Annotated in this window: 12 protein-coding genes; 5 read left to right on the top strand and 7 right to left on the bottom strand. The window is 31.5% G+C overall.

Features of this window, described 5'->3' with window-relative positions; genetic code table 11:
* Window positions 1-67: 67 nt before the first annotated feature.
* Genes ACP5FO_RS04605 through ACP5FO_RS04580 form a run of 6 tightly spaced genes read right to left on the bottom strand, consistent with a single transcriptional unit; the run spans window position 68 to window position 6,988 of the window.
* Window positions 68-559: a LolA family protein gene (locus tag ACP5FO_RS04605; RefSeq protein ID WP_428107747.1), complete on the bottom strand. Its 492-nt coding sequence runs from the start codon at window positions 557-559 to the stop codon at window positions 68-70.
* On the bottom strand, window positions 510-1,421 hold the full coding sequence (locus tag ACP5FO_RS04600; protein ID WP_428107749.1) for a dihydroorotate dehydrogenase: 912 nt from the start codon (window positions 1,419-1,421) through the stop codon (window positions 510-512). The genes ACP5FO_RS04605 and ACP5FO_RS04600 overlap by 50 nt, the downstream gene beginning before the upstream one ends.
* The gene (locus ACP5FO_RS04595; protein ID WP_428107752.1) at window positions 1,415-2,128 is read right to left on the bottom strand and encodes a dihydroorotate dehydrogenase electron transfer subunit; all 714 of its coding nucleotides are present in this window, start codon (window positions 2,126-2,128) and stop codon (window positions 1,415-1,417) included. The genes ACP5FO_RS04600 and ACP5FO_RS04595 overlap by 7 nt, the downstream gene beginning before the upstream one ends.
* A 2-nt stretch (window positions 2,129-2,130) precedes the next feature.
* Complete coding sequence (gene greA, locus ACP5FO_RS04590) at window positions 2,131-2,601, bottom strand: transcription elongation factor GreA (RefSeq protein WP_428107754.1); 471 nt, start codon at window positions 2,599-2,601, stop codon at window positions 2,131-2,133.
* Window positions 2,594-5,794: a carbamoyl-phosphate synthase large subunit gene (gene carB, locus ACP5FO_RS04585; RefSeq protein WP_428157082.1), complete on the bottom strand. Its 3,201-nt coding sequence runs from the start codon at window positions 5,792-5,794 to the stop codon at window positions 2,594-2,596. Before carB ends, greA begins: the two co-directional genes overlap by 8 nt.
* 51 nt (window positions 5,795-5,845) lie before the next feature.
* Window positions 5,846-6,988, bottom strand: coding sequence for an amidohydrolase family protein (locus ACP5FO_RS04580; protein ID WP_428107758.1), 1,143 nt, complete (start codon window positions 6,986-6,988; stop codon window positions 5,846-5,848).
* A 105-nt stretch (window positions 6,989-7,093) separates the two neighbouring features.
* Between ACP5FO_RS04580 and ACP5FO_RS04575 the strand changes: the two genes are divergently transcribed.
* Together ACP5FO_RS04575 and ACP5FO_RS04570 are read left to right on the top strand one after the other, a co-directional pair.
* A complete protein-coding gene (locus tag ACP5FO_RS04575) occupies window positions 7,094-8,113 on the top strand; it encodes a molybdopterin-binding protein (protein WP_428107761.1) in 1,020 nt (339 codons plus the stop codon).
* Between the two features lie 2 nt (window positions 8,114-8,115).
* Window positions 8,116-9,285: a molybdopterin molybdotransferase MoeA gene (locus ACP5FO_RS04570; protein ID WP_428107763.1), complete on the top strand. Its 1,170-nt coding sequence runs from the start codon at window positions 8,116-8,118 to the stop codon at window positions 9,283-9,285.
* Between the two features lie 2 nt (window positions 9,286-9,287).
* On the opposite strand, the gene ACP5FO_RS04565 is transcribed toward ACP5FO_RS04570, so the two are convergent.
* The gene (locus ACP5FO_RS04565) at window positions 9,288-9,593 is read right to left on the bottom strand and encodes a hypothetical protein (RefSeq protein ID WP_428107765.1); all 306 of its coding nucleotides are present in this window, start codon (window positions 9,591-9,593) and stop codon (window positions 9,288-9,290) included.
* A 151-nt stretch (window positions 9,594-9,744) separates the two neighbouring features.
* On the opposite strand from ACP5FO_RS04565, the gene ACP5FO_RS04560 reads away from it, so the two are divergent.
* Genes ACP5FO_RS04560 through ACP5FO_RS04550 form a run of 3 tightly spaced genes read left to right on the top strand, consistent with a single transcriptional unit; the run spans window position 9,745 to window position 12,234 of the window.
* The gene (locus ACP5FO_RS04560; RefSeq protein WP_428157081.1) at window positions 9,745-10,287 is read left to right on the top strand and encodes a SurA N-terminal domain-containing protein; all 543 of its coding nucleotides are present in this window, start codon (window positions 9,745-9,747) and stop codon (window positions 10,285-10,287) included.
* Between the two features lie 2 nt (window positions 10,288-10,289).
* A complete protein-coding gene (locus ACP5FO_RS04555; protein ID WP_428107770.1) occupies window positions 10,290-11,408 on the top strand; it encodes a glycoside hydrolase family 18 protein in 1,119 nt (372 codons plus the stop codon).
* A 37-nt stretch (window positions 11,409-11,445) separates the two neighbouring features.
* Entirely contained in the window at window positions 11,446-12,234 is a 789-nt protein-coding gene (locus ACP5FO_RS04550; protein WP_428157080.1) for a flagellar hook-basal body protein, read from the top strand.
* The last annotated feature ends 4 nt before the right edge of the window (window positions 12,235-12,238 follow it).

Here is a 12,238-nt window from a genome sequence, read left to right as displayed (position 1 = left end):
TTTTGAGCCTTGAAATATTCAATGAATGGTTTTGCTTCGTTGTAGTGTTCGCAACATAAAAGCAACATTAAAAATCAAATATTATTATATTGCCATAAATATCTGTAATTTTAATTTCTTTAAGTTTTTGGTTATCTAAAGAAAGATCTACCTGGGCAATGTTTGTTTTTTGTTTTGGTGTAAGCAAAAAGTTACTATTTGTTTTTTTAATATCAAAGATTGAATTAATATTTTCTTTTCCTAAAAAAAGATTGTATAAAACTTGATTAAAACCTTCTAGTGGATAAACTTTGGTACTATTGTCTATAGTATCATATACTTTGGCATCTTTTAGTTTTACGGTCTCATTTTTGTAGGTAAAAATCATATATTGTCCTTTTTTTATTGTCAAAATACCATTTCTTTCAAGTTTTTGTTTTGTCATTGCATTTATTGCAATTTGTTTAAAAGGCAAAACCTGATAATTTTTAAGAGAAATACCCAAATCTTTTAAAGTGTATGCAAAAGCACTAGTTGTGAGCAAGACCAACAAGCTTGCCAACATCATCAATTTTTTCATTTTCTAAGTACCTCCTTATTCCTTCTATTATTTTTAAAGCAATATCTGGTTCAACAAAATTGGCTGTGCCAATTTGTATTAAAGATGCACCAGCAAGAAAATATTGAATAGCAATATCGGGACTATTTATACCGCCAACTCCAATTATTGGTATATTTATTTTTTCATAGGTTTCATAAACCATTCTAAGACCCACTGGATAAATAGCTGGTCCACTTAATCCGCCAAATTTATTTCCAAGGAAAGGTTTTTTTGTTTTTGTATCAATAACCATACCCGTAATAGTGTTTATTAAACTTACCGCATCAGCTTTAGCAGATTGAGCCGCCTGTGCAATTAGAGCAATATCTGTAACATTTGGTGTTAATTTGACAATTATTGGTTTTTCGCAAACCTTTTTGATGCTTGATATAAGGACAAATACAACTTCTGGGTCTTTTCCAAATGTAGCACCGCCTGCTTTGACATTTGGGCACGATACATTTACTTCCAAAGCAGCAATTTGTTTATAATCATTTAGTTTGCTTGCAAGTTCCACAAATTCTCCAATTTCACCACCATAAATATTCACTATTAAGTTTGTATCAATATTGTCAAATTGGGGTAAAATATCGCCAATAAATTTTTTATAGCCTATATTTTGTAAGCCAATAGAGTTTAGCATACCACATGGAGTTTCTATAATTCTTGGTGGCGGGTTGCCCTGCCTTGGGTTTAGACTTAAGCCTTTTACAATAACACCACCAAGAAGCCCTATATCAAAAAATCTATTGTACTCAATCCCGTAACCAAATGTGCCAGAGGCACTCATCACAGGATTTTTAAATATTAAATTATTTAATTTTACTGATAAGTTTACCATATTATCTCCGCATAATTAAAGATTGGTCCATCTTTGCAAACCTGTTTGTACCCTTTTATTGTGTTTACGCTGCAGCCTAAGCAAACACCAAAACCACATGCCATGTTAGATTCTAAGGATATATCCATACTAAAACCTTTTTCATCTGCAAGTTTGCATAAAGCACTAAGCATAGCATTTGGTCCACAAGCATAAACATGATACGAATTATCTAAATGAGCCAGCATATCAACAACTGTGCCTTTTATACCAGAAGAGCCATCAATTGTGACAATATGGCCAAAGTCTACAAAGCAATCATTGGCAGTATTAAACCCAAAAAAACACTCAGATTCAATTTTTTGCTCGTCTAAAAAATTTTTTAAACCAATAAGTGGTGCAACACCAATGCCACCACCTACTAGAGCAAGGCGTTTGTGTTTTATTTCAAAACTATTGCCAAAAGGTCCTGTAAAATCGATAAATTCACCCTTTTTTAGATCAGATAAAATATTTGTTCCAAGACCCACAACTTTGTAATAAATATCTATTGATGAATTTACAGCTTCAGCTATGCTAAATGGTCTTCGAAGTAAGGGTTCATTTAAATTATTTACTTTAAGCATTAAAAATTTGCCTGGTTTGTAATCAAACCAATGCGACTTTTGAAGTTTTACACAATATATATCATTTGCAACTTTATCGTTGCTCAATATTAATGCTTGCATAATTATGATATGTCCTCTATTTCAAAATTTTTTAAACCAGCTGGTACTTTTACGCTCACAACATCTCCTATCTCTTTACCTAAAAGTGCCAGCGCGATTGGACTATTTACAGATATTTTGCCATCATTTGGGTTTGCTTCCTCGTCGCCTACAATCATATACTCAGCTTCTTCATCTGTATCTGTATTGAGCAATTTTACTTTACATCCAAAGCTAATTTTATCTTTTAAAACATTGTTTGGGTCAATTATACAGGCTTTATTGATTTTGTTTGATATTTCGCTAATGCGTTTTTCTATAAATACCTGTTTTTCTTTTGCAGCATGATATTCTGCATTTTCACTTAAATCACCTTTTGCTCTAGCCTCTTCAATCTCTTTTATAATTTGTGGCCTATCAATTTTTTGTAATTTTTCAAGCTCGTCAATAAGCTTGTTGTAACCTTCTGGCGTAAAAAAAACTTTATTACTCATTTCTCAACTCCTTGTAGTAATCTTGTATTGCTTTTACATCAATTGTTTGTGATTTAATCTTTGCAGTAATAGCTTCTATACTTGCTAAAGCTCCCCAAATTGTTGTACAATATGGTATGTTTTTTAGAAGCGATAATCTTCTAATATGAAATGAATCGCTAAATGATACTTTACCCGACGGGGTATTAATAACAAAATCGATTTCATCATTTATTATTGAATCCAATATATTTGGTCTACCCTCGCTGACTTTTTTTACGTAATAAACATTTGGCAAATCTTTTATCATATTATAGGTTCTTTGTGTTGCAAAAATTTTAAAACCTAAAACATTTAGCTTCTGTGCAATATCGTTAATGTAAGACTTGTCTTTGTCTGCAAGTGACAAAAAAACATTACCTTTTGTGGGCAAAATTGACCCGCTCGCATAAAAAGCTTTGTAATATGCCAGTGAGAAATCTTTATCAATACCCATAACTTCACCTGTGGATTTCATTTCAGGTCCCAATACCACATCGACGTCTGGAAATTTAGCAAACGGTAATACTACTTCTTTTACAGCGTAATAATCAGGCATTATTTCTTCAACATTTAGTTCTTTTAAAGTTTGACCAAGCAAAATTTTGGTAGCAATCTTTGGCCAGGCAATACCAGTGGCCTTGCTAACAAAAGGTATAGTCCTTGATGCTCTAGGGTTTACTTCAAGTATATAAATTATATTGTCTTTAATAGCAAACTGTATATTAATGAAACCTTTAATTCCTAATTCTTTAGAAACGATCATTGTTTCTCTCTTTAATTCTTCAATAGTTTCTTTGGTCAATGTTCTAGGTGGTAGAGAACAAGCAGAATCGCCAGAGTGAACTCCAGCTGCTTCAATGTGTTCCATTATTCCACAAATAATTGTGTTATTTCCATCTGATAGTGCATCAACATCGATTTCAATTGCATCTTCTAAAAATTTATCTATCAAAATAGGGTGATCTCCCGATACTTTTATAGCCTCTTTTGAATATTTTTCCATATGAATTTGATCGTAAACTATCATCATAGCTCTACCGCCTAGCACGTAAGAGGGTCTAACAAGAACTGGATAGCCAATATTATTAGCAATATTAATCGCTTGTTCTATAGTAGTAGCTGTTGCACTAATTGGTTGTTTTAAATCTAACCTAATAATCAATTGTTTAAACAATTCTCTATCTTCTGCTAGATCAATGCTTGAGGAATCTGTGCCCAGTATTTTAACATTGTTTTTCTGCAAGTCTTTTGCAAGTTTAAGTGGGGTTTGACCCCCAAACTGTAAAATTACACCTTCTGGATCTTCGTTTTCTATAACATTCATGACATCTTCAAAAGTTAAAGGTTCAAAATAAAGTTTATCAGAAATATCATAATCGGTTGAAACAGTCTCAGGGTTACAATTTATCATGATAGATTCGTAACCTTCTTCTTTTAATGTAAGGCTAGCATGTACACACGTATAGTCAAATTCTATGCCTTGGCCTATTCTGTTTGGACCGCTGCCTAAGATTATAACCTTTTTTTTGTTTGATTTTTTAGATTCATTTTCATCTTCATACGTTGAATAAAGGTATGAAGTATATGATTCAAATTCAGCTGCACATGTATCAACCATCTTATATACATTTTTAATATTCAAATTTTTTCTTAAAGTTCTAACGTCTTCTTCTTTTTTATTGACAAGATTTGCAATATATTTATCCGAAAAGCCATATTGTTTGACTTTTTTAATGTTTTCAATATTTATGCCATTTAATTTTATTTCATTTTCCATATCAAGTATTTGTTTTATATTTGCCAGAAACCATTTGTCAATAAATGAATATTTGTATATTTCATCTATAGACATGCCCATTCGCATTGCTTTTGCAATGTAAAATAAGCGTTTGCTGTTTGGGTGCACAATTTTATCTATAATTTTTATAATATCATTTTCTTCTGGATCTTCCAAGCCATAATAATCCATCTCAAGCGATCTTATAGCTTTTTGTAAGGATTCTTTAAATGTGCGCCCAATAGCCATAACTTCGCCTACACTTTTCATCTGCATCCCAATTTCATCTTTTGTGTTAAATTTTTCAAATGTGAAGCGCGGTATTTTGGTTACAACATAATCCAATGTTGGCTCAAAGCTTGCAGGTGTTTTTTTGGTTATATCGTTTGGTATTTCATCTAAAGTGTAACCGATGCTTAAAAGTGTTGCAATTTTTGCTATAGGAAAACCTGTGGCTTTGCTTGCCAGTGCGCTTGAGCGCGAGACCCTTGGGTTCATTTCTATTACGTAAAATTCACCATTTTGTGGATTAACACAAAACTGTATATTGGACCCACCTGTTTCTACACCTATTTCCCTGATTATTGCAATACTTGCGTCTCTTAAAAGCTGATACTCTTTGTCTGTAAGTGTTTGTGCAGGTGCAACTGTAATAGAATCCCCTGTGTGCACGCCCATTGGATCAAAATTTTCTATCGAACAAATTATTACCACATTGTCTGCTTTATCTCGCATTACTTCAAGCTCAAATTCTTTCCAGCCAATAACGGATTTCTCTATCAATATTTCTTTTATTGGACTTTGATCTAATCCCCATTTTACAACAGATTCAAACTCATCTTTGTTGTAAGCAATTCCTGCACCTGTACCACCCAATGTAAATGATGGTCTTATAATTACTGGAAACCCTATTTCGCTTACAGCAAGATTTGCTTCTTCAAGGCTTCTTACTACAGCTGATTTTGGCGTTTTAAGACCTATTTTGTTCATTGCTTTTTTAAATAATTCCCTGTCTTCAGCCTTTTTTATTGATTCTACATTTGCACCGATAAGTTTTACATTGTGTTTTTCAAGAATACCTGCTTCATATAAACCCACAGCTGCATTTAATGCCGTTTGACCACCAAGTGTAGGCAATAAATGCGTGGGCTTTTCCTTTGCTATGATTTTTTCTATAAATTCTACGCTTATTGGCTCAATGTAAGTTTTGTTTGCAAACTGAGGGTCTGTCATTATTGTAGCTGGGTTTGAGTTGACTAAAACTACTTCTATTCCCTCTTTTAACAAGGCTCTACAACTTTGTGTCCCTGAATAGTCAAATTCACATGCCTGACCAATCACTATTGGACCTGAGCCTATAATAAGGACTTTTTTAATAGAGTCATCTTTTGGCATACATTAACCTCATTTTTTTTATAATCTTAAACATAATACAAATTTTTATATTTATTGCAAAATTTCTTCAAGCGCATTGTTTGTGGATGCTCTTATAAAGAAAGGGTAAGCATAAAATCCCTTTTTAAAGCCAATTTTTAAATTTAGTGCATTATAACCCCCAAGTGTGGCTAATTCAAAAAAATAAGCAGGATCAATTGGGCTGTAATATTTATATAAAAATTTCAACTCATTGATAATACTTAAATCCCAGTTACTAGCAAGAGAATCTGTGCCAATTGCCACATTTATACCAGACTTTTTTAGTAACTCTAAATTTGGAAGAGTTTTGCTAATATAATAATTACTGCGTGGCGATATTACAATACTTGAGCCGGTAGATTTTAAAAAGTCAATTTCATGAGGTTTGATATATACACAATGAACAAATAAACCTTTTTTTATGTCTCCTAAACTTTTTATGTATTCAAGTGCACTTGGATAATGTAATTTGTCTTCTATTAAACCCTTTTGTTGAAGCATTTCATATAAATCTCCACAGGAATTGGCAAATAGATTTTCATATTCACTTTCTAAAAAATGCAAACTGAACAAATCGTTTCCAATCTTTGGATTGTTTTTAAGCAATGTATATTTTAGTAAGTTTTTATGTGTAGAATAAATGGAATGCGCACTAACATAAATTTTTACATATTTTTTTTGTTTTATGTTGTCAATATTATTTTCAATATAGGTAATTTTTTCATTTGCTATATCTTTTTTTAGTGAATAATTTTCAAAAAAAATAATAGATTTTGGTATTTTAGTAAGATAATCCGCAGTTTTTAAAGTATTGCTGATATCAGCAACGGCGCAAACTCCATTTTCAATTTGAGTGTCAACTGCTATTTTGATAGAATTTTGTAATTGGTTTTCATTATCTTGTTTTTTGCTTTCTATCATTGTTTTAAGCCAGTTTACAAATCCCAGATATGGCTCAATTTTTATATTTGAAAGTTCCAGGTGTGTATGTGCATTAACAAAACCGCTAAATAGGACACCTTCGCCATAGTCTGTTAAATGTGATAGAGGATAGAGTTTTTTTGCGGTGTTAAGTGCTAATAAGTCTATTACAATATTATTTTCAAGTACGCATGCTGTTTGCTTTCTAAGCTTTTTACCATCAAACAACCATTTAGCATAAACTATTTCCATCAAAGTTATTTATAATACTCAATTCTTTTTAGAATGTCAAGTTAGCGTTATATTATTTTAAAAAAAACGCTTGACAAAAAAATTGCTTTATTTAAAATTAAGTTCGTGAAAAAAATAAAAGTACCTATTGAAAAAAGCGTTGGTTTAGCCCTAGCTCATGATATCACATATATAAACAAAGATGAAGGTTTCAAGGGTGCGCGATTTAAAAAAGGCCATATTGTCGGAAAAAACGACATTGAAATTCTCAAATCTATTGGAAAAAATTACATATATCAGCTAATACCAGAAAAAGACGATATACACGAAGATGATTTTGCACTGGAAATCGCACCTTATATTGCAGGAGAAAATGTTTTTTACGATAAAGCTCCAAGCGAAGGTAAAATTAATTTTTATTCTTCAATTAATGGTTTGTTGAAGATTGACAGAAATAAATTATTCAAAATAAACGCTCTAAGTGATTTATCTCTTCCTTCCATACACAACAATTTTGCATGCACACCAAACAAAACGATTGCAGCGTTTCGCATTATACCGCTTTATGCGAAAAAAAACTTATTGGATAAAGCAAAAAAAATTTTAAGCAACCCAATTTTTAATGTAATACCATATACTTTAAAAAAAATTAATGTAATAATTACGGGAAATGAAATCTACTATGGTCTAAGAAAAGATAAATTTAAAAGCCATATAGAATCAAAACTCAAAAAATTTAACTACTCAATTTGTGATTATCAAATTGTTCCCGATGACATAAATTCTATTATAAAAGCCACGCAAGAGTTAAGTTATGCTGATTTGTTATTTGTTTGTGGCGGAAGCAGTGTTGATCCAGATGATGTAACAAAAAAAGCACTTGGTAAAACAAATGTAAAGTTTGTGTTTAAATCAAACCCTATACAGCCTGCAAATAACTTAAGCGTAGGCTACATTAACGATACAACTGTGTGCGTGGTACCAGCTGGTAGCCTATACTATAAGGCAAGTGCACTTGATATTTTTTTGCCAAGGCTTCTTGCAAAAGACAGAATTGACAAAAAAGAATTAAAATTCTACAGTGAAGGGGGTTTGTGCCACTTTTGTGATTATTGCACATACCCTATTTGTCCGTTCGGTAAATAATGATGAAAAAAAATGTTTTAGAAGCGCTGGAAATTATACTTGAATGCATCAAGCCCAAACCATCTGAGATGGTTTATTTAAATGAATCATTAGGCAGGGTAATTTATACCGATATAATTGCAAAATCAGATTATCCTTCATCAAATAAAACAGCTATGGATGGCTATGCTATAGTCTATAAAAACAAAGATAAGCCACTAAAAGAAATTTCGGACAATGCCAATTTAGATGAAAATTGTGCCTTAAGATTAAACACAGGCAATGAAATACCAGAAATCTTCGATTGTGTGGTAGAAGTTGAGCTTATTGAAAAAGATAGAAATTTCATAAAAATCAAAAAAAACATTGAACAATACAGAAATTTTGTTTTTTCTGGTTCTGAGATAAAAAAAGGTGAGGTTGTGCTTAAAAAAGGCGAGCTTATAAATGAACAAAAGAGAGCCTTAATTGCTTATCTTGGAGAAGTTTTGGTTGAAGTTTACCAAAAACCTATTGTTGGAATAATCACAACAGGCGATGAAGTTGTTTTTCCTGGTTTTAATCCAAACAATGGCACAGTTTACAATACGAATTATTTTTACCTTGAAGGTTTTATAAAAAAACTTAACGCTGAATGTATTTATTTTGGTCATGTAAAAGATAACCTAGATGATTTGATTAAAATTTATAATTATGCCATATCGCGCTGTGATATACTAATCAGTACTGGTGGTTCGTCAAAAGGTACAAAAGACTTTACAAAAAAAGTTTTTCAAGAGTTAGAAATAGATATAAAATTTGACGAAACTACTGTAAAACCTGGCAAACCTTTGATATTTGGCCAATTAAAAGATAAATTAATATTTGGTATGCCAGGATGGCCTTCATCGCTAGTGGTAAATACTCAGGTTTTTTTAAAACCAGCTCTAAAAAAAATATCAGGCTACATAAACTATCAAAACAAACTATATTTTGCTAAAACAACAAAACCTATGCATTCAAGGATTGGAAAAGACTACTTCAATAGGGCAATTTATACGTATAGCGATGATGGTCTAATTGTAGAGCCACTTGAAAATCAGGATACAAGTAATTTTTTTTCGATGGCAAAAGCTAATTGTCTGGTATGGCTTGGTTCAAATATTGGTGATGTGGCAAAAGGATCTCTTTTGCCACTAATAAAGATTGATTAAGATTATTTTATTAAATTAAAATCTAAATTTGAGCCAGGCATAGATGAACTTATCTTGATATCGCTTTTTGCCTCTAAATACTTATTTTTTATATCGTCTGGTACATCTTTGAATTCATAAACGATTTTATCTAATGGTATTTTACCACCAATCTTTTCTTCAAATGGAAAACCGTAAGGCAATATTGCCAGTTGAATGCCACCAGAAGATGGTATTACCTGAATTAGTGCAACATCTTCTAAATAGTCTGAAACTTTTGTACCTATTACTGTTTCTCCTGTAACAATTTTAACAATTTTAATTTCCATACATTCCTCCCAAACACAACATTATACATAATCATAACTTTGTCAATAATAAAATTAGCATCCTAAAATTACATTTTAAGGTTGACAAAACTATTGTAAATAGTCTACAATTTCCATGGTTTAAAAAATAATTGTTTTTGAAGGAGTGTGTATGAAGTTTTTGGCAAGTTTGTTTTTGGTAATGGTCTTGTTTTCAGCTACAGCTTTTGCTCAAACACAAGACAAAGTATTAGCTACGGTAAATGGTTATGAAATTACGCAGTCGGCTGTGGATAATATTATGAAATCGCTTCCTGCTGGGGTCGTTAATGACAAAAATAGTGCTCAAATCAGAGAAAATGTATTAAATTCACTTATAAGTGAAAGGGTATTGTTGGACGAAGCAAAAAAACTTAATCTGGAAAAAGATCCCCAGGTTGTTCAAGAAATTAAAGCTCAAACCGACAATATTTTAATCAATGCGCTTTTGCAAAAGAAGTTTGGCAATCAAAGCTTTGCTCCAAGCGAAAAAGAAATAACAGATTTTTACAATCAAAACAAATCAAAACTAAAAGACTCAAAAGGTCAAGTTCAGCCTCTTAGCAAAATAAAACCTGAGATTGCTCAATATTTAACCAACTTAAAAAAGAAACAAGCATTGGATAATTATATTGAAGAGTTAAAAAAACAGGATAAAGTTATAATAAATAAGTAAAAATGAAATTATTAGCGCTAGTTTTAGCGTTATTTCTAATTGCTGGCTGTAGCTATCAACAAAATTTTACTGAAGTTTTGCCATCTCAACAGCCAGCAATTAAAGTAATCACACAAAAAAGTTCATCAAAATTTATTATAGTTGGTTTTTATCCTTACTGGGAGCAATCAAAATATCCTCCGGATGTTGCAATAAGCGATAATATAAATCTTTTATACAATGCATTTGTATGGCCTGATAGTAGTGGGAATCTTGTTATTCCAAAAAAATTTAAAAATAAAGAGGTTATTAATGCTGCTGAAAACAAGAATATCAAGGTTATTTTGTCTGTTGGTGGTGGCAATACTTCAAATTACATATCAAATGTGCTGAATAACCCTCAGTTGTTTACAAAGTTTGCTTCTCAATTAGTGAATTTCGTTAAAGAAAACAATTATAGCGGTATTGATATAGACTGGGAGTTTCCCAAAAATTCAACCGATACAGCTAATTTAGATAATTTTGTACAGTTTCTAAGACAAAACCTTGGCAGCAGTTATATAATTAGTATTGATTTGCCATATTCCAATTATTTTGGTAGATATTTTGACATCGATTTTTTAAAAAATTATGTTAATTATTTTGTTGTTATGACATATGATTACTCGGGGGCATGGAGTCGTATTAGCGGCTATAATGCACCTTTAAAATCAGGTTTTTGCAATCCCCACGATATTCAAAAAAGTGTTGAGTATTGGCTTACAAGAGGCATTAAATCAAAAAGTATGTTGCTTGGTATACCATTTTATGGCAGAGCTTTTAATGCTGATGAACCCTGTCAAGAATTTGATAAATCATATGCCGCAACATATAGAAACATACTGTCACTATTACAAAATGATAATTATCAATATTTTTGGGACTTTATGACTAGAACTCCTTATTTGATTAATAAAAAAGATAAAATTTATTACAGCTTTGATGATCCCTCATCAATTGCAGATAAAATTAATTATGCATTTAAAATGAACTTAGGTGGTGTAGCCATATGGGAGATTACACAAGACATAATAAACAACCATCATACACTACTTTCAGAAATAGCTCGCACTGTCAAAAATATTCGTCTTCTCGATAATTAAGAACAGTTTTTGCTACATTATTTGATGAGGTAAATAAATGTTAAGTGGTATTTACACATCCGCAAGTGCAATGATTATAGCAGCACAAAGGGTTAATAATATTGCAAACAATATTGCAAATGTAAACACGGTCGGCTTCAAAAGTGAAGGTATAAATCAAAAAAGTTGGTCAGAATTTAATGGTTATGCAAATGAAAATCTCCCAATACCGCCAGATACTAAACTTGCTGCCAATTTTATAAATGAAACGGTAAACTCAGTTGTTCATATGGACAAAGACTATATTAATTTTACTCAGGGTTCTTTAGAAAAGACTGGCAATAATTTAGATTTTGCAATTGAAGGCAAAGGTTTTTTTGCAGTTTTAACTCCAAATGGCATACAATACACAAGGGATGGCCAATTTGGCATAAACAATCAGGGTATCCTGGTACAAAAAGCAACAAACTATCCCGTACTTGGTGAAAATTACTTTAAAAATGGAAAATTTATAAAAGTAAACAATCAAACAAGTTTTTCACAAACTGGTGCTGTAATGGATAATGGAGTACAAACAGATACAATTGCAATAAGAGATTTTAATAATTATGCAAATTTGAGGAAAGTTGGAGATAATTGTTTTGTGCCGGTTAACAATATGCGGCCACAATTAACCGCAAGTTTTACTTTAAAAGAAGGTTATTTAGAACAATCAAACGTTAATATAGTAAAAGAAATGGTTGAACTTATACAAAACCAGCGTTCATACGATAGTTATCAAAAGGTTATATCAACATTTGCAAATCAATTGATACCAAATACTATACAAATAAGCAGTGTTACCTAAAAAA

The organism is Desulfurella sp., assembly GCF_049977265.1.
GTDB lineage: Bacteria > Campylobacterota_A > Desulfurellia > Desulfurellales > Desulfurellaceae > Desulfurella.
Note: the sequence above shows the minus strand (reverse complement) of the source record. Positions and strands in the feature narration are given on the sequence as shown.